This window comes from Oerskovia gallyi (assembly GCF_014836745.1).
Taxonomy (GTDB): domain Bacteria; phylum Actinomycetota; class Actinomycetes; order Actinomycetales; family Cellulomonadaceae; genus Oerskovia; species Oerskovia paurometabola.
Genome location: NZ_JACSQE010000005.1, coordinates 81,619 through 100,331 on the forward strand (window position 1 = coordinate 81,619; position 18,713 = coordinate 100,331).

13 protein-coding genes are annotated in these 18,713 nt (G+C 72.6%); 12 read left to right on the top strand and 1 reads right to left on the bottom strand.

Annotated elements, in window-relative coordinates; all coding sequences use genetic code 11:
• Positions 1–120: 120 nt before the first annotated feature.
• Complete coding sequence (locus tag H9640_RS07620; RefSeq protein WP_307824260.1) at positions 121–1,185, bottom strand: LacI family DNA-binding transcriptional regulator; 1,065 nt, start codon at positions 1,183–1,185, stop codon at positions 121–123.
• Between the two features lie 314 nt (positions 1,186–1,499).
• Here H9640_RS07620 and H9640_RS07625 point away from each other — a divergent pair, with 314 nt between their 5' ends.
• From H9640_RS07625 to H9640_RS07680, 12 genes are all read left to right on the top strand, one after another.
• A complete protein-coding gene (locus H9640_RS07625; RefSeq protein WP_191790124.1) occupies positions 1,500–2,807 on the top strand; it encodes an ABC transporter substrate-binding protein in 1,308 nt (435 codons plus the stop codon).
• A 144-nt stretch (positions 2,808–2,951) separates the two neighbouring features.
• The gene (locus tag H9640_RS07630) at positions 2,952–3,905 is read left to right on the top strand and encodes a carbohydrate ABC transporter permease (RefSeq protein WP_191790125.1); all 954 of its coding nucleotides are present in this window, start codon (positions 2,952–2,954) and stop codon (positions 3,903–3,905) included.
• Complete coding sequence (locus tag H9640_RS07635; RefSeq protein WP_318243700.1) at positions 3,902–4,858, top strand: carbohydrate ABC transporter permease; 957 nt, start codon at positions 3,902–3,904, stop codon at positions 4,856–4,858. Before H9640_RS07630 ends, H9640_RS07635 begins: the two co-directional genes overlap by 4 nt.
• Positions 4,855–6,756, top strand: a complete 1,902-nt coding sequence (locus H9640_RS07640; RefSeq protein ID WP_318243701.1) for a glycoside hydrolase family 35 protein — start codon at positions 4,855–4,857, stop codon at positions 6,754–6,756. Before H9640_RS07635 ends, H9640_RS07640 begins: the two co-directional genes overlap by 4 nt.
• Positions 6,757–6,807: 51 nt before the next feature.
• Positions 6,808–11,136, top strand: a complete 4,329-nt coding sequence (locus tag H9640_RS07645) for an endo-alpha-N-acetylgalactosaminidase family protein (RefSeq protein ID WP_191790126.1) — start codon at positions 6,808–6,810, stop codon at positions 11,134–11,136.
• 290 nt (positions 11,137–11,426) lie between these two features.
• The gene (rpmB, locus tag H9640_RS07650; protein ID WP_191790127.1) at positions 11,427–11,663 is read left to right on the top strand and encodes a 50S ribosomal protein L28; all 237 of its coding nucleotides are present in this window, start codon (positions 11,427–11,429) and stop codon (positions 11,661–11,663) included.
• A complete protein-coding gene (gene rpmG, locus H9640_RS07655) occupies positions 11,663–11,830 on the top strand; it encodes a 50S ribosomal protein L33 (protein ID WP_030150366.1) in 168 nt (55 codons plus the stop codon). Before rpmB ends, rpmG begins: the two co-directional genes overlap by 1 nt.
• Before the next feature lie 10 nt (positions 11,831–11,840).
• Positions 11,841–12,146 (top strand): 30S ribosomal protein S14, encoded by a 306-nt coding sequence (rpsN, locus tag H9640_RS07660; RefSeq protein ID WP_191790128.1) that lies wholly within the window; start codon positions 11,841–11,843, stop codon positions 12,144–12,146.
• A gap of 23 nt (positions 12,147–12,169) precedes the next feature.
• Entirely contained in the window at positions 12,170–12,475 is a 306-nt protein-coding gene (locus H9640_RS07665; RefSeq protein ID WP_191790129.1) for a type B 50S ribosomal protein L31, read from the top strand.
• Positions 12,476–12,776: 301 nt separating this feature from the next.
• Positions 12,777–13,058 (top strand): HU family DNA-binding protein, encoded by a 282-nt coding sequence (locus H9640_RS07670; protein ID WP_030150363.1) that lies wholly within the window; start codon positions 12,777–12,779, stop codon positions 13,056–13,058.
• Positions 13,059–13,267: 209 nt separating this feature from the next.
• Positions 13,268–14,482 (top strand): YibE/F family protein, encoded by a 1,215-nt coding sequence (locus H9640_RS07675; protein WP_191790130.1) that lies wholly within the window; start codon positions 13,268–13,270, stop codon positions 14,480–14,482.
• A 63-nt stretch (positions 14,483–14,545) separates the two neighbouring features.
• The gene (locus tag H9640_RS07680) at positions 14,546–18,598 is read left to right on the top strand and encodes an SCO7613 C-terminal domain-containing membrane protein (protein ID WP_191790131.1); all 4,053 of its coding nucleotides are present in this window, start codon (positions 14,546–14,548) and stop codon (positions 18,596–18,598) included.
• Positions 18,599–18,713: the final 115 nt, after the last annotated feature.

Genomic DNA, 18,713 nt, shown 5'->3' on the forward strand with positions numbered 1-18,713 from the left:
GCCAGCAGCAACCTCCACCTCACGCGGCGAGGCTGAGGATGTTGTCTCGGACAGGGGGCATGGCAGGCTGTGCTCTCCATCTGCGCTCGGTCGGCCGGGCCTGCTCCGTGCCCGCGACGCTCAGCGCGGCGGCGCCGTGCTGAGGCGCACCGCGAGCTCGGGCAGCACGACCTCGGGCTCGTGCACGCTCGTCGGGTCCGCGATGAGCGCGATCACGTGCTCGACCGCGAGGCGGCCGGTCAGGTGGAACGGCTGCCGCACCGTGGTGAGCGGGGGCGAGCAGTACTCGGCGAGCGCGATGTCGTCCATACCCACGACCGACACGTCTTCGGGGACTCGCCGGCCCATCTCCGTCAGGCCCCGGATCAGCCCGAACGCCATCTCGTCGCTCGCGACGAACACGGCGGTGACCTCGGGCAGACGGCCCAGGACCAGGCCGTTGCGGTACCCGGACTCGGGGCTCCAATCGCCGTAGAGCACGGGCGGTTCGGTGCGTCCGGCGTCGTGCAGCGCGGCCTGCCACCCGGCGGTGCGGCCGTTGGCGTCGTTCCACGAGGCGGGTCCGGCGAGGTGCCACACGGTCTCGTGGCCCAGCGCCAGGAGGTGCTCGGTCGCGACACGCCCCGCGGCGACCTGGTCGACCGCGACGACCTCGGTCGCCGACGACTGCATGCCGTCCACGACGACGGTCGGGGTGCCGTGGATGAGGTCGCCGAGCGACTCGTCGTCGCGCACGGGGACGGCGATGACGAGCCCGTCGACGCCCTGGTCGAGGAGGCGGTCGACGGCCTGGGCGATCGAGGCGGGGGAGAGCGAGGCGGTGCTCGCGGTGCTCACGAAGTAGCCGCCGTCGCGGGCCGCGCGCTGCATGCCGAGCATCATGGCGCTGCCCGAGTAGAAGTCGGTCTCGTGCGTGATGACGCCGATGGTCTTGCTGCGCCCGGTCACGAGCGCGCGCGCGAGGCTGTTGCGGCGGTACCCGGTCTGCTCGACGGCGGCGCGCACCCGGTCGCGGGTGGTCTCGTTGACGTTGGGGTGCCCCGACAGGACCCGGGAGACGGTCTGGGCGGAGACGCCGGCGACGCGGGCGACGTCGGCCATCGCGGGGCCGCGGCCCCGGGCGGGAACGGCCGTGGTCTTCCCCTGCGCCGGCTCCGTCCGCGTGGGCGGTGACGGTCGTTCCACGTGCTCTCCTTCGGGCGATGAGGGCTCGGCGTGGAGCGTCGGGCACCTCGGTGTGCGGGGCCGCGGGTGTGCACCGCAGCGTAGTGGACGCCAACAGCGCGAGCCTCTCCGGCCCGTGTCGTCGTCATCCTTCTGTTATCAGTGTTGACCATAACAGCCAGAACATGCAGCCGAAAGTGACGGCTTTGCGCACCTCGCGGCACACCGTGATGAGTGGGTTGTGATCCATATCAACGTGTGCCAGAGTGTGCTCCACGCAGACCGCGGCGCCGTCGCCGCTCCATCCTCAGCACAGTGTGGTCAGAAGGAGAGTCATGAAGTCATCGATCGTCAAGGCAGTCGGGGTCGCGTCGATCCTCACCCTCGCTGCGGGCGGCCTGACCGCCTGCTCGTCGGACACGACGTCCGGTGGCTCGGCAGGCGGCGACGGCAAGGTCAAGGAGGTCGAGGTCTGGACCTGGGCCGCGGGCTACGACGAGTCGGCCAAGATCTTCAACGACACGCACGACGACATCAAGATCAAGTACACGCAGATCGAGCCCGGCAACAAGGGCGGCTACGACAAGATCCGCAACTCGATCACCGCGGGCAACGCCCCGTGCATCGCCCAGGTCGGCTTCGAGACGCTCCCCAGCTTCGTCGCCGAGGGCAACGTCGTGGACGTCACCGAGTTCGCGGCGAAGGACAAGGACCTCTACGCCCCCGCGGGCTGGGCCGGCGTCAACGTGGGCGGCAAGACCTACGGCGCCCCGCAGGACCAGGGCCCCATGGTGCTCTTCTACAACAAGACCGTGTTCGAGGCGAACGGCGTCGCCGTCCCCACCACGTGGGCCGAGTACCAGGCCGCGGGCGAGCAGCTCAAGGCCGCGGGCATCAAGCTGACCGGCACGTACGAGGACTACGACTACTCGGGCTTCGCCTGGCAGGCCGGCGCCCCCTGGTACGAGATCAAGGACGACGCGTGGTCCATCACGCCCGACTCCCCGGCCAACCTCGAGGTCGCCGACTACTGGCAGGGCCTCATCGACGCCGACGTGATCGGCGCGAGCATCTGGAGCGACGACTGGGCCGCAGGCCTCGGTGACGGCTCGATCGCCACGATCGTCGGCGCCGCCTGGTTCGCCGGCATCCTCAAGGACTCCGCCGCGGCCTCGTCGGGAGACTGGGCCGTGGCCGAGCTCCCGCAGTGGGAGGCGGGCGACGCCAAGACCGGCAACGTGGGCGGCAGCCTGTCCGCGGTCCTCAAGGGCTGCGACGACCCGGAGGCGGCCTGGACCGTCGCCAACTGGATCAGCACCGACCCCGCGTCGGTCGACGAGCTCGTCAAGGGTGGCGGCGTCTACCCGGCGTCGGTCGCGGGCCTGGAGTCCGAGCTCCTCGCCACGGGCGACGAGTACTTCGGCGGCCAGGTCATCAGCGACGTGTTCAAGACCGCGTCCGGCCAGGTCAACGAGGACTGGGCCTGGGGCCCCGGCGTCTCGACCCTCGTGGGCACGCTCGGCACGGGCATGAAGCAGGCCTACGCCAAGGAGGGCGGCGCGACCGTCGCGACCGCGCTCACGGGCGCCCGCGAGGCCACGGTCTCCGAGCTCACGCAGCAGGGCATCGCCGTCAACGAGTGACCTGACGGTCCCAGCACCACCCGCGCGGTTCTCGCCGCGCACGAGCAGCACAAGGCCCGACGACGCCACGCACCTGCGAGCACCGGTGCACCTGGGCGCGTGACGTCGTCGGGCACCACGACGCATCCCCCTGAGGAACCCACCATGACCACGAGCCTGACGTCGGCGGCACCGCCGCCGGTCGAGACGAAGCGCGCGGCGACCACGCCGCCCAAGCGACCGCGCAGCCGGACCAGCCGGTACGCGATCTGGTTCGTCGGTCCGTTCGTGGTGCTGTTCGTCGGGATGTACGTCGCGCCCATCCTGTTCGCGATCTACAAGAGCATGTTCCGCATCCAGCGCGACGCGCTCGGGCTGGGCGGCACGCAGGAGATCTTCGACCCGCTGTTCAACTACGCGTACGCGCTGGGCGACTCGACGTTCATCACCTCGATCGGCCGCGTGCTCCTGTTCGGCGTCGTGCAGGTGCCCGTGATGCTGGGCCTCGCGCTCGGGATCGCGCTCCTCATCGACTCGGCCTCGGCGCGGGCCAAGGGCTTCTTCCGCCTCTCGAGCTTCGCGCCCTACGCGGTGCCGACCGTGGTCTCGGCGCTCATGTGGTCGTTCCTCTACTCGCCCACGAACAACCCGTTCAACCAGCTCCTCGGGCTGGTCGGGATCGACGTCAACTTCCTCAGCCAGGACTTCGCCCTGTGGGCCGTCGCGAACGTCGTGACGTGGGGCTGGACCGGCTACAACATGATCATCATCTACGCCGCGCTCCAGGGGGTCCCGGGCGAGGTGCTCGAGGCCGCCAAGCTCGACGGCGCCTCGCCGTGGCGCACCGCGTGGAGCATCAAGATCCCGCTCGTGCGGCCCGCGATCCTCCTCACCACGATCTTCTCGATCATCGGCTCCGCGCAGCTCTACAACGAGCCGTTCGTGCTCAAGCAGAGCACCGGGGCGATCGACGCGAGCTACACGCCGATCATGGCCGCGCAGGCCTCGCTCCAGTCGGCCAACTACCCGTACGCCGCGGCCCAGTCGGTGCTGCTCGCGGTCGGCGTGGCCGTGCTGTCCGTCCTCTTCTTCCGTCTGACGTCCAGGAGGTCCTCGTGACCACGAGCACCGCACCCGCCCGGGCCGAGAAGACCACGGGCAACCGGAGGCGCCGCCGGCGCACCGACGCCAAGGGGAGCCAGGGCAGCACGGGCGGCCTGCGCGGCGACTCGATCGAGACCACGGCCACGAGCCGCATCGCGGTCACGGCCGTCCTCGCGCTCACCGCCGTGTACTTCCTGTTCCCGCTGTGGTGGCTGTTCGTCGCGGCCACCAAGGACGCCGGGTACACGTTCGCGGGCAGCCCCCTGTGGTTCTCGAACTTCGACCTGTTCGGCAACATCGGCGACCTGTTCGCGTACAAGGACGGGATCTTCGCCGTCTGGATGGCCAACTCCGCGCTCTACTCGATCGTCGGCGCGGGCCTCGGGACGCTCATCGCGGTCTCGACGGGCTACGCCCTGGCGAAGTACGAGTTCCGCGGCAAGGGCGTGCTGTTCGGCGTGGTCCTCGGCGCGGTCCTGATCCCCAAGGTCCTGTTCACGCTGCCCCTGTTCCTCATGTTCTCCGCGACGGGCATCGTCAACACGTACCTCGCGGTGCTCCTGCCCAGCATCGTGAGCCCGTTCGGCGTCTACCTGGGGCGCATCTTCGCCGCGAGCTCGGTGCCCGACGAGGTCATCGAGGCCGCCCGCCTCGACGGCGCGAGCGAGGGCCGCATCTTCTTCGGGGTCAGCCTCAAGATGATGGCCCCCGCGCTCGTCACGATCTTCCTCTTCCAGTTCGTCGAGATCTGGAACAACTTCCTGCTCCCCTCGCAGGTCCTCATCTCCGAGAACCTGCGGCCCGTCACGGTCGGGCTGGTGAGCTGGAACGCCCTGGTCCAGGCCGGCCAGATCGAACGGCACATGGTCATCATCGGCGCGTTCGTGGCGGTCGTCCCGCTCATCGTCGCGTTCCTCTCCCTCCAGCGCTTCTGGCGCTCCGGACTCGCAGCGGGGGCCATCAAGTGAACCAGCAGCACCCAGCCGACCAGGCCTCGAGCCCGGTCGGCGGACCGACCCTGCGCGCCGACGGCGCGACCACGCCCAGGCTCCGCGCCGACGGCGCGACCCTCCTGCGGGACGGTGCGCCGCACCGCCTGCTCTCGGGCTCGATCCACTACTTCCGCGTGCACCCCGACCAGTGGGAGGACCGCCTGCTGCGCGTGCGCGCCATGGGCCTCAACACGGTCGACACCTACGTCCCGTGGAACTGGCACGAGGCCGAGCGCGGTTCGTTCGACTTCACCGGGTGGCGCGACGTCGAGCGGTTCGTGCGGCTCGCGGGCGACCTGGGGCTCGACGTCGTGGTGCGCCCCGGCCCGTACATCTGCGCCGAGTGGGACAACGGCGGCCTGCCCGCGTGGCTCACCGCGACGCCCGGGATCCGGCTGCGGTGCAGCGACGAGACGTACCTCGCGGCGGTCGCGGCCTGGTTCGACGAGCTGGTACCACGTCTCGCGGCGCTCCAGGCGAGCCGGGGCGGGCCGATCGTGGCCGTCCAGGTCGAGAACGAGTACGGCAGCTATGGCGACGACCACGCCTACATGGCCTGGGTCCACGACGCGCTCGCTGCCCGCGGCATCGACGAGCTCCTTTTCACGGCCGACGGACCCACCGACCTCATGCTCGACGGCGGCACGCTCCCGGGCGTGCTGGCCGCGGCCACGTTCGGCAGCCGTCCGGGGCAGGCGCTCGACAAGCTCACGGGCCGCCGCGGCGAGCAGCCGTTCGTGTGCGCCGAGTTCTGGAACGGCTGGTTCGACCACTGGGGCGACCCGCACCACGTGCGCGGCGCCGACAGCGCCGCGTCCGACGTGCGCGAGCTCCTCGACCTCGGCGGGTCCGTGAGCCTGTACATGGCGCACGGCGGCACGAACTTCGGGCTGACCGCAGGGGCCAACCACGACGGCACGCGGATCCAGCCGACCGTCACGAGCTACGACTCCGACGCCGCGGTCGCCGAGGACGGCACCGTGACGCCCAAGTTCTTCGCGCTGCGCAAGGTGCTCACCGAGCACCGGGGCGACGTCGGGGACACCCAGGACGACCGGTGGATCCAGCCTCCCGTCCGGCTCCCGGCGCAGGCCCTGCCTCCGGTGAGCACGCGCCCGCTCCTGCCCGCCCTGCGGGCGCTCGGTGCCGCGACCGCCGCTTCGTCGCCCCTGACGTTCGAGCAGCTCGGGCAGAACGCCGGGCTCGTGCTCCACACGGCCACGCCGATCCTCCCGCGCGGCAGCAGCACGCTCTCGATCCTCGGGCTGCACGACCGCGCGACCGTCTACGTCGACGGCCACGAGGTCGGCGTCCTGGAGCGCGAGACCTCGCACCGCGGGCTCACGGTCCACGGGCAGGGCGTCCCTGTCCGGCTCGAGATCCTCGTCGAGAACCTCGGCCGCATCAACTACGGGCCCCGGCTCGGCGAGCACAAGGGCATCCTCGGCGACGTCCTGGTCGAGCGGCGCATCGTGCACGGTTGGACCTCGCGGTCCCTGCCGCTCGACCTGCTGCCCGTGGACGGGCTGTGGGCGGGCGGGGCCACCGGTGAGCCCGGTGCCGCCGACCCCGACAGGGCCGACGCCGTCGGGCCGCAGGGCGTGATCGCCCGGACGACGCTCGACGTCGGCGAACCCGCCGACGCCTTCCTCGCCCTGCCCGGCTGGACCAAGGGGTTCGTCTGGGTCAACGACGTGCTGCTCGGCCGCTACTGGGAGCGCGGCCCGCAGCACACCCTCTACGTCCCCGCGCCGCTGCTGCGCGCGGGGAGCAACACCGTCACGGTCCTCGAGCTGCACGAGGTCGGCTCCGACCTCGAGCTGAAGGACGAGGCCGTCCTCGGCGAGCCCGAGGAGTACGTCGAAGAGCTGTGACGCCCGTCGGTCGGGGGACGGCCGATGAACTGCTATCGAAGGAGACAGCACATGGTTCGACATTCCCCTGGCCCCCGGGCCGGTTCCCTCCCGGGCGGCGGCTCGCGCCGCGCCCGCCGGCTCGTGGCGCTCGCCACCGCGGTCGTGGTGCCGTTCGCGGCGCTGCCGGTCGCCGCCCTCCCCGCGGCGGCGAGCAGCATCAACCAGCTCTCGGCCCTGGGCCTGACGGCCGAGCAGGTCGCGGCGGCGAGCGTCGAGGGCGCGGCGACGCTGCGCTCTCCTCAGCTCGACGTCCAGGTCGCCGCAGACTTCCCACGGGTCCTGAGCTACACCGACCGCGCGTCGGGGGCCTCGCTCGCGGGCAGCACCGCGACCGTGGCGAAGGTGCGCCTCAACGGCACCGACCGCACCGTCGCGGTCGAGCCCGGCGAACCCGGTGAGACGAGCCGCGACTACCGCCTGACGTTCCCCGACCTCGCGGGCGTCAGCATCGACACGCGCCTGGAGGTCGACGGCAGCGCCGTGACGTTCCGCGTCACGGGCGTCACCGACACCGACGCCTTCCGCGTCGGGACCATCGAGGTCCCGGGCCACGACCTGCTCTCCGTCTCGTCGGCCGACCCGTCGGCCGTGGTCGCCTCGGCCGTGATCAGCCCGGACCGTGGCAAGGTCGGCGACACGTTCACGACCGTCACGGGGCAGACCCCCGTCAACGCGAACCCGGTCGGGTCCGCGTACGCGATCGTCAGCACCAGCAAGCTGTCGGCCACGATCGTGACCAACAGCGTCTACGACGAGGCGAACGGCAAGGCCGCCGCGGACGGCAACCGCCTGCAGCGTCAGGCCCGCGCGGCCGACGGCGGCGTGCGCGTGGGCGTCTGGAGCGGCGCGTGGACCTACCGGGCCCAGGGCTCGCCGGTCACCGAGGAGCTCCCGTACGCGACCGTCGTCGTGACGGCCGACGCCAACGCCGACGACAAGGTCGACTGGCAGGACGGCGCGATCGCGTTCCGCGCGACCGCCCCCAAGGCGCTCGGCGCCGACCAGGTCGCCGACCGCGTCGTGACCCACATCCCGTTCAACTTCGCCTCGCAGGCCACGCACCCGTTCCTGCGTACGCTCGACGACGTCAAGCGCATCTCGCTCGCGACCGACGGCCTGGGCCAGATGGCGCTGCTCAAGGGCTACGGCTCCGAGGGCCACGACTCCGCGCACCCCGACTACGGCGGCAACTACAACGAGCGCGCGGGCGGCCTCGAGGACATGAACACGCTCCTCGAGCAGGGCGGCGACTGGAACGCGGACTTCGGCGTCCACATCAACGCGACCGAGGCCTACGCCGAGGCGAACGCCTTCTCCGACGAGCTCGTCGACCCGTCGGCCAAGGGCTGGAACTGGCTCGGCCAGTCGTACTACATCGACCAGCGCCGCGACGTGAACAGCGGTGATCTGGCCGCGCGCATCGGCCAGCTCGCCGACGAGACCCAGGGCAACCTGGACCTCCTCTACGTCGACGTCTACTACAACTTCGGCTGGCAGGCCCGCGCCCTCGCGGACGCGGCCCGCGCGAACGACCTCCAGATCGCGACCGAGTGGTCCGACAAGTTCGAGGCGAGCTCGCTGTGGAGCCACTGGTCCGCGGACGAGAACTACGGCGGCGCGGCGAACAAGGGCCTGAACTCCCAGATCGTGCGCTTCATCGACAACGCCGAGAAGGACACCTGGAACCCGCACCCGCTGCTCGGCAACGCGCGGCTCGTCGAGTTCGAGGGCTGGACCGGGCAGACCGACTGGAACGCGTTCTACAAGAACATCTGGACGACCAACGTCCCGACCAAGTTCCTCCAGCACCAGGAGATCGTGCGCTGGGGCACCGACCGGATCGACTTCACGGGTGACGTCTCGGCGCGTGGCCAGGCCGCGGCCGACCGGCAGATCCTCGTCGGGGACGCCGTGGTCGCCACGGGCGGCACCTACCTCCTGCCGTGGAACGCGTCCGACGCCCCCGGGCTCGAGGGACAGGCCGCCGAGGGCGGCAAGCTCTACCACTACAACCCGGCCGGCGGCTCGACGACGTGGACCCTCACGGACGAGTTCTCCGGGGCCACGAGCCTGACTCTGTACAAGCTCACGACGACGGGCCGCGAGAAGGTCGCGGACGTCCCGGTCACGGGCGGCAAGGTCACGGTCGAGGCGACCGCGGGCCAGCCCTACGTCCTGTACCCGCAGGGCGTCACGACCCCCTCGGCCGAGGACGTCGCGTGGGGCACCGGGAGCGGCATCGTCGACCCCGGCTTCAACGCCGCGACGCTCGACGCGTACGAGACGACCGGCACCACGGGCATCGAGACCCTGTCCAACGGGCAGCGCGTCGCGACGCTCGGTGCGGGCGCCTCGTCGCTGAGCCAGCAGCTCGGTGAGCTCTCGACCGGCACCTACGCCGTGAGTGCGTGGGTCGAGGTCCAGCCCGGGAAGTCCCGCACGACCACGCTGTCCGTCTCGGGCGAGGGCGTCGCGCAGACCGCGAGCACCGTCGTCGAGCGGTCGACCGCCAAGAACCTCGTCGCGGCCGACGAGAAGAACAACCGCTACTACCAGCGCGTCCAGGTGCTCGTCGACGTCACGGGCCCGGCCCGACCGACGCTGACGGTCTCCGCCTCGGCGGGAGACGCCGTCGTGCGGGTCGACGACCTGCGCGTCGTGAGCGCCACGCGCTCGGTGGCCCCGGCCGTCGAGGGCGAGACCGGCACTGTCGTCGCGTTCGAGGACTTCGAGAACGTGCCCCAGGGCTGGGGACCGTTCGTCAAGGGCGACGCGGGCGGCGTGACCGACCCGCGCACGCACATCGCCAAGCGCAACGCCCCGTACACGCAGGCGGGCTGGAACGGGAAGCTCGTCGACGACGCGCTGTCCGGCGACTGGTCGCTCAAGGCGCACGAGGAGAACAAGGGCCTCGTCTACCGCACCGTGCCCAGCACCGTGAAGCTCGAGGCGGGGCGTCAGTACCGCGTGAGCTTCGACTACCAGTCGGGCAACGGCGGCGAGTACCAGTGGGTCACGGGCTACGACTCGGTCGCGAGCGGCGCCCCGGCGTCGGTCGAGACGCACGCGACCCCGCTGGGGCAGCAGCGCACGACTGCGACGTTCTCCGAGGACGTCGTCGCGAGCGGCTGCGGCGACACCTGGGTGGGGCTGCGCAAGCTCACCGCGGGCGGCAACCAGTCCGACCTGATCCTCGACGACTTCCGCGTCGTGGACCTGGGCCCCGCGGAGGCCACCCCGGCCTGCGCGTCCCTCACGGTCTCCCCGGGACCTGTCGCGTTCGAGCCCGACGTCGCGAGCACCGTCACGACGCGCCTCACGGTCCACGAACCCGTGGCCGTCGCGGACGTCGCCGTGACGCTCGACGTGCCCGAGGGCTGGGAGGTCGAGGCGACCAACGCCTCGACCGCGGCCACGCTCCCCGCGGGCGGCGTCCTGACCACGACGTGGCAGGTCACCCCGCACGGCAAGATCACGGCCGACGCCTACACGCTCACCTCGGGCGGCTCGTACACGACCACGGCAGCGCCCGTCGGCGAGCGGTCGGTCGAGGCCGGCCAGTCGGTGTGGGTCGTCGTGCCGCCGAACGGTGGCGAGAACTGGGTCAGCGACCTGCCCTTCGTCTCGACGACCAACGGGTGGGGACCGGTCGAGCGCGACCTGTCCAACGGCGAGCAGGGCGAGAAGGACGGCAAGCCGCTCTCGCTGCGCGGCGTCGTCCACGAGAAGGGCCTGGGCACGCACGCGAAGTCGACCGTCCGGGTCTTCCTCGCCGGGCAGTGCGAGTCCTTCACGGCGACCGTGGGCGTCGACGACGTCCAGGCGACCAAGGGCACCGTGCAGTTCACGGTCCTCGGCGACGGCACGCAGCTCGCCCAGACCGAGGTGCTCAAGGGCGGCGGCAAGACCGTCGACCTGGACGTGCCCGTCACGGGGGTCCGCTACCTCGACCTGGTCGTCGGGGACGGCGGCGACGGCAACGGCAACGACCACGCCGACTGGGGCTCCGCCAAGGTGTCCTGCGCCGACCCGGTCGAGCCCGAGCCCGAGCTCGAGGTCACCACGACGGCCACCTCGCAGTGCACGGGCGCCCGCGCCCAGGTCACGGCGCGCGCTGTCAACGAGGAGGACTTCCCGGTCGACGTGGTGGTCACGACGCCGTACGGCACCAAGACCTTCACCAACGTCCAGCCCGGCAAGAGCGCGAGCCAGAAGTTCAACTCGCGCAGCGAGGCGATCGAGGCGGGGACGGTGACGTTCACCGCGACCGCCACGGTCGACGGCAAGGAGGTCACGACCACGACCGAGAGGCAGTTCGAGGCCACGAGCTGCCGCTAGCCGCTCGGGTCCTCCTCTGAGGGGGGCCGCTCGACCCGGACGCCCCGGGACTCTTCACGAGTCCCGGGGCGTCCTGGGACCCGCGTCGCGCAGCACGGGGTCGACCGGGGCGAGCACGCTGAGCGGGACACGGGTCCCGGACGTGCGGGGGGCCCGGGAATATCTGCGGGCATGCGGACGCTCCACCTCTACAGAGAACGGTTCTCATCAGTCGGGAGCACACCTCTTGACGAGAACGGTTCTCAATAACTAGGGTCGGGTCTCTGCGACCCACCGAAGGGAAGTCCGTCATGTCCGCCGTCTGCCAGGTGCTCGGCACCTCGCCGGGGTTCGGCCGCTCGATCTCGCACTCGCACGTGCGGACCCGGCGTCGTGTCGAGCCCAACGTCCAGCACAAGCGTCACTGGGTGCCGTCCCTGGGCCGGCATGTCAGGCTGAGAGTGAGCGCCCAGGGGATCAGGACGATCGACCGTCGAGGGACCGACGCGGTCGTCGCCGGAATCATCGCTCGAGGGGAGAAGGTCTGATGGCAGCACGCACCGAGCTGCGCCCCGTGGTCAGGATGCGTTCGACCGCAGGGACCGGGTACACCTACGTGACCCGCAAGAACCGCCGCAACGACCCGGACCGGCTGACCCTGCTCAAGTACGACCCGGTGGCGCGACGACACGTCGCGTTCCGTGAGGAACGGTAAGGGGAGCCGCATGGCCAAGAAGTCCAAGATCGCGCGCAACGAGCAGCGCGAGGTGATCGTCGCCCGGTACGCCGAGAGGCGCGCCGAGCTCAAGAAGATCATCGCGTCGCCCAGCGCCCCGGACGCCGACAAGGAGGCCGCCGTGACCGAGCTGCGCAAGCAGCCCCGCGACGCGAGCGCGACCCGCCTGCGCAACCGCGACGTCGTCGACGGCCGTCCGCGCGCGTACAACCGGCGCTTCGGGCTCTCCCGCATCAGGCTGCGTGACATGGCGCACCGCGGCGAGCTCCCGGGCGTCACCAAGTCCAGCTGGTAGTCGAGACACGTAGAGGAGCACCCATGAAGAAGGACATCCACCCCGAGTACGGGCCGGTCGTGTTCCGCGACATCTCGGCCGACTTCGCCTTCCTGACCAGGTCCACGCTCGCCGGCGGCTCGGCGTCCGGTCCTGGGCGCCCGGACAAGACGATCGAGTGGACGGACGGCAACACCTACCCGGTGGTCGACGTCGACATCTCGAGCGCGAGCCACCCGTTCTACACGGGCACCGCGCGCGTCGTGGACACCGCCGGACGCGTCGAGAAGTTCCGTCAGCGGTACGGCAAGGGCGCCACGGGTGGCGCGGCGAAGAGCGACGGTCGCTGATCCCGCCCTTCGCCCGGCCGACGCGCCGAGGCCCTCGACGAGCCGTCCACCCTGCGGGGTGGACGGCTCGTCGCGCGTCGGGGAGGGCGCGCGGAGGAGGTCAGGACGCGCCCAGTAGGTCACATTCGGCGCGGATCGGACAAGATTCTGCGCTCAGAGGAACCGTTTCGGCGCGGAAACGCGCGCAGAACCCCGTAGATTCCTTAGTGTTGTCCACGAAGTCCCGCCTCAGGGCTGGCAAACTGAGACCTCAACGTCCCGTGGTGCCCACTGCGGGGCGTGAACCGATGAAGGGATCCGCATGTCGCTCAACAAGTCTGAGCTCGTCTCGGCCATCGCCGCAAAGTCCGACCTCACCAAGGCTCAGGCCGAGAACGCCCTCAACGCGTTCCAGGAAGTCCTCGTCGAGTCGCTCGGCAAGGGCGAGGCCGTCAAGGTCACCGGCCTTCTCTCCGTCGAGCGCGTCGAGCGTGCCGCTCGCACGGGCCGCAACCCCCGCACCGGCGAGGAGATCCAGATCCCCGCTGGCTTCGGTGTCAAGATCAGCGCCGGCAGCCTCCTGAAGAAGGCCGTCACCAAGTGATCTTCGCGGCGCGCTGAGGCGTGCCGCACCGCGGGGCCGTGGCCCCGCACCCGTGCAGAGGCCCGGGTGCCCGACGACGTCGGTCACCCGGGCCTCTGTCGTCCGTGGGGAGCGGGGGCGCGGCGCGTCGCTCGCAGCGATAACCGTTCTCATTCTCTAGGGTGGGTGGGTCCTGGGCGTGCGCCCGACCAGCCGATCCGAAGGGCGCCATGAGCCACCACCCCCACGGGCACTCCCACGGGAGCGGCCCGGCGCTGCCTGCGACGCGACGGGTCAGGATCGTGCTCGCGGCGATCCTGGTCCCGGCACTGCTCCTGACGATCGTCGGGCTCGTCGCGCTCTGGCCCCGCGCGGCCGACCTGCCCGACCAGATCCCGTTCACGGCCCAGGGCACCCACGTGGTGCGCGGGGTCGTGACGGGGGAGGCCGAGGTCGAGACCGGGCTCGTGCCCGTGCGCCTCGACGACGGCACGCAGACCGAGGTCGTGGCCCCGCCCGAGTACGTCCACCACGGCTTCGAGGTCGGCGACCGTCTCAGGATGCTCTACATCTCCCAGGCCGAGGGCGACGGCAGCACCCCCTACGCCTTCCTCGACTTCGAACGCGGGATCCCGATCGCCGTGCTCGCGATCGCCTACGCCGCGCTCGTGCTCGCGGTCGCCCGGCTGCGAGGGCTGGCGGCGCTCGCGGGACTCGTCGTCGCCCTCGTGACGATCGGTCAGTTCACGCTGCCCGCGCTCCTCTCGGGCCAGAACACCCTGTACGTGGCGCTCGTGACGTCGTCGGCCGTCATGTTCGTCGTGCTCTACGTCGCCCACGGGTTCACGGCCCGGACGTCGACCGCGATGGTCGGGACCCTCGTCGGGCTCGTCCTGACCGCGGTCCTCGCCTGGTGGGGCGCCTCGACCTCGCACATCACCGGGCTCACGTCCGAGGAGTCTTTGTGGCTCCCGTCCTACGCCCCCGCGATCGACCTGCAGGGCATCGCGATCTGCGGGATCGTCCTCGCGGGCATGGGCGTGCTCAACGACGTGACGATCACGCAGGCCTCGACCGTCTGGGAGCTGCGCGCGCTCGCGCCCTGGGCGTCGCGGCGCGAGCTCTTCACGCGGGCCATGCGGATCGGGCGCGACCACATCGCGTCGACGGTCTACACCATCGCGTTCGCCTACGTCGGAGCGGCCCTGCCGCTGCTCATGGCCGTCTGGCTGTCCGACCAGGCGCTCGGCGTGAACCTCACGTCGGGGGAGATCGCGGAGGAGGTCGTCCGGACGCTCGTCGGGTCGATCGGGCTCGTGCTCGCGATCCCGCTCACCACGGCCATCGCGGCCGTGACTGTGCCGACCGGACCTGCCCCGTCCCGGGTGCCCGCCGAGCCTGCCGGACCGGCCCAGGAGCTGGCCCGGAGCACGCCCTTCACCTGATCCGCACCGACACCCCACGGGTCGGCCCTGTGGGCGACCCTGGGAGTTCGCCATGATGTGCGCATGAGCGAACAGTGGGTCGAGGTCGCGACGACGCGGCTTCGTGACCAGCACGCCTGCCCGGGCTGCGGAGCCGACCTGACGTCGACCCGCTGCGGTGACTGCGGCCTGGTCCTGACGGGCCCGTGGGCGGTCGAGGTGCTGAGGACGTCGCGTGAGGCGGCCTTCGCGCTCGAGCGACGTGCCTCGGCGCTGCGCGCGCTGCGGTCGGCCGGCGTCCCGCGCCCCGCTTCACCGCACCCCGTGGCCCCGCGCCCCCTGACGCCCGTGCACACCGGCGTCCCGCGCCCCGCTTCACCGCGCCCCGTGGCCCCGCGCCCAGCGGGCGGCGCCGCGAACCCCGCCCCTGCGCGGTCGAGCCTCGGGCTCCAGCCCATCCTCGCGAGCGCCGGAGCGGGCCTCCTCGCGGTCGCCACGATCGTGTTCGTCTTCTTCACGCTCGCCGACGACCTCGCGGTGCGTGCGCTCGTCACGGGCGTCGTGACGCTTCTCGCGCTCGCGACGGCCGCGTTCCTGCGGACGCGCGGGATGGCCGCGTCGGCCGAGTCGATCGGCGCGCTCGGCGTCGTGCTGCTTCTCGTCGACGTCGAGCTCTTCCTCAGCGCACGCCCGCTCGGCGGCGCGGACCCCGCGCTCGTGCGCGGCCTCCTGCTGCTCCTGGTGGTCGTCGGGCTCCTGGCGGCCGGGCTCCGGGTCCGGGTGCGGGCCTGGGTCGCGGCCGGGCTGATCCTCAGCCCGGTCGTGCCCGTGATCCTCGCGGGCACGTTCCACGGCCTGAGCGCCTCGACCTTCGCCGCGTTCTCGGTCGCCCTCCTGGCCGCCTCGCTCGTCACCGTGCTCGACCTGCCCGTCCTGCGGTGGTCCCGCGAGCGGCTCGGCTCGCCGCTGACCCTCGAGCAGACCGTGCTCGAGGTCGCGCGCTTCCTCGCGTTCCCCACGGCCGTCGTCCTGGCGCTGCTCGTGCCTCCGCTCCCGGGCGTCCCGGGCTGGAGCGGCGCGGCGGCGCTCGTGCTCCTCGCCGCGGGCACGGCCTGCGTGCTGGCCCGGTCCACCGGGCAGCGCGTGTGGTGGTGGGCCACGGGAGGGGCGACGGTCCTCGCGGGGGCGCTCCTCGGCGTCGGCTCCCATCCGGTGTGGCTGGCGACCGTGCCGGTCGCCGCGCTGCTCGCGGGGAGCGTCCTGGTCGGCGTCGCGACGTGGGTCCGGGCCGACGGTCGGACCCGCTCCGCGCTCGTGGCCGGCGGGTCGGCGGTGCTCGGGCTCGCCGCGCTGCCCGCGACCGCGTACGGGCTGACGGGCCCGCTCGTGTCGGTCTCGACGATCCGGCCGACCGGCACCACGTGGTCGTTCACGACGGACCGCCTCGCCGTGGCCGGGACGCTCGACGACGCCGCGACCACGGCTGCGCTCGTCGGCGTCGCGGCGCTCCTGCTCGCGATGCTCGGCGTCGGCCGCCTGGACCTGGGGACGGCGGAGTCGACGGCCGCGACCTGCGGCCCTGCGGCCGGTTCGGCGGTCGGCTCGGCGACCTCGCCGTCGGCACCTGCCCGGAGCGGGCTCGTGCACGCCGCGGGGGAGGCCGCACCGTGGGTCGCGCTGGTCCTCGCCCTGGGGGTGGCGCTGCACCCGGCCTGGGCGGCGGTCACGAGCTTCGCGGCGCTCGCTGTCCTGGCGCTCGCACTCTTCGTGGGTGCGGGCCGGTTCGCCCGGGCGCGCCGTGGTGGGCCCGCCACCGGCGCGTCGGTCGTCCCGGCCACGGCGACGCCGGCCTCGGCACCACGCGCCCCGTGGCCCCTGGGCGCCTGGGCCGCGGCCGCGCTCACGGGCGGATTCGTCGCGACGGGGCTCGCGGCCCTCGTGTCCTGGGCGGCGCGCCCGACCGTGGTGCTGAGCGGCGCCGTCGTGCTCGCCTTGCTGCTGGTCGCTCGCCGCGTGGTGCCCGCCCTGGCGCACCCGTTCCTCGTGGGGGTGGGCTACGCGTACGCGCTGCTGGTCCTCGGGACGACGCTCGGCTGGGTGGGCCTCGGCACGACCGAGGCCGTCGCGGTCGTGTCGGTCACGGCCTCGGTCGTCGCGATCGTGGTCACCCGGGTCCGCGCGGTCGGGCAGCCGTCGTGGTGGGCCGTGCTCGTCACGACGTCGGTGCCCTTCCTGCTGGGCGTCGCGACCGTGCTCGACGAGCGCAGCTGGTGGTCCGCCGCCGCCGCGGCGACCATGCTCGCGCTCGAGGGTGTGCTCGTCCTGACCCGGCGGTCCGAGATGGCGCGAGCGGTCCGCGTGGCCGCGGCAGGCCTCCTGCTCCCGACGGCGTCGGTCGTCCTGGTCTGCCTCGGCGCCGAGCTCGTGCCCGGCAGCGCGTCGCCCGTGGTGCTGCCGCTCGTCGCGATCCTGACCGCCGCGGCCGTGGTCGGTGTCCCGTCCGCCCAGGCGTACCTGACCGTGCGCGGCCTCCCCGACCGGCACGTGCTCGACGCGGGACGCGCGGTCGAGGTGAGCGTGCTCGTGACCGCGTCCCTCACGGTCGTGCTCGCCCTGGTGCGCGTCGCGGCGGGCCCTGAGACCACGGCGATCGTGCTCCTCGTCCTCGGCACGGGGGCCGCGGTCGTCGCCGGACGCCCGGACCGCCGCTGGGCGTGGTGGGTCGCGGGCGGGCTGTGGGTCGGCGCCCTGTGGTCGTTGCTCGCCCTGCTCGACGTCGGGCTCGTCGAGGCGTACACGGCGCCGCCCGCGCTCGCGGCCGTGGTCGTCGGCGGGATGCTGGCCGCCCGGCGCTCGTCCGTCGGCGGGCGTCTGGCCGGGTGCGGGCTCGGGCTGCTCGTCCTGCCGTCGCTGCTCGTGTCGATCCTCGTCCCGCAGGACGTCGCGTGGCGCAACCCCGCGGTCCTCGCACTGGGCCTGGTCCTCGTCGCGGGCGGCGAGACGGCCCGGCGTCTCGCGGCGCGCGGCACCCGCGTGAGCGAGGCCTGGGCGGCGGGCGCGGCGTCGCAGCTCGCCCTGGCGGCGATCCTCGCGTCCGTCGCGGGGCTCGTCGCGGCGCTCCAGTCGGTCCAGCAGGCGGGGGCGGCCGACCCGACCCGCGTCTACCTCGTCGCGCTCGCCTGGTCCGCGGCGGGGGCAGCGCTCGCGGCGCTCGCGGGCGACCGCCTCGTCGCGGCCGTCGCGCCCTGGGGCGGTACCCCCCGAGGGGTCGAGGGGCCCGACGGCGCCGCTCCTCCCGCGCTCGACCCGGCCCTTCGTCGGTGGTGGGCCGCGCCCGCGCTGGTGCTCGCCGTCGTCGGGCCGGTCGGGGCCGTGGGCGAGAGCTGGACCGTGATCGTCCTCGCATGGCTCGTCGAGGTCGCGCTGCTCGTGCTCGTGGTGCACACCGTGCGCCGAGCCGTGGCGGCCGGGCGGCGCGAGGACCTGCGGTGGCCGCCCACATGGTTCGTGTGGCTCCTCGCGCTCACGGCCGCGATCGGTGCGTGGAGACCGCGCGAGCTGCGCGTCGAGGTCTTCTCGCTGCCGCTCGGCGCGGGGCTGCTCGTCGCGGGCTACCTGGCGTTCGCGGCGACGACGCGGGCCGCCGCCCGAGCGGGGGAAGCGGGCTCGGTGGCCGGCGGGTCTGCCGGTGCGGTGCCGGGCACGCCGGGCGCGGCGGTTGTGCCGGACGCTGCGTCAGCCGTGACCTGGCCCCGTCTCGCCGACTGGCCCGTCGGGTACGCCGGGTCGTGGCGCACCCTCGCGGTGGGTATCGCGGCGACGCTCGGGCCGTCGGTCCTCGCGACCTACACCGACGCCCGCACGTGGCGGGCCGTGCTCGTGATCGGGCTCGCCCTGGCTGCCGTGCTGATCGGGACGAGGTTCCACCTCGCCGCACCGTTCGTGCTGGGCGTCGTGGTGCTGCCGATCGAGATCCTCGTGGTGTTCGTGAGCCAGCTCGGCACGGCCATCTCGGCCGGGCCGTGGATGCTCACCCTGACGGCCGCGGGCGGGCTGCTCCTCATCATCGCGGTGTACTACGAGCGGCGCATGGCCGCGTTCGACGGCGCTGCGGCGTACCTGCGCGACCTGCGGTAGGGGGCCGCCGCGCGAGACGGGTGGTTCGGCACGAGACGGGTGCTCGCGTCGGTGGCGTAGGCACCCGTCTCGTGCAGGACCACCCGTCTCGCGGCCGGGCCCGGCCGGCTGGTGC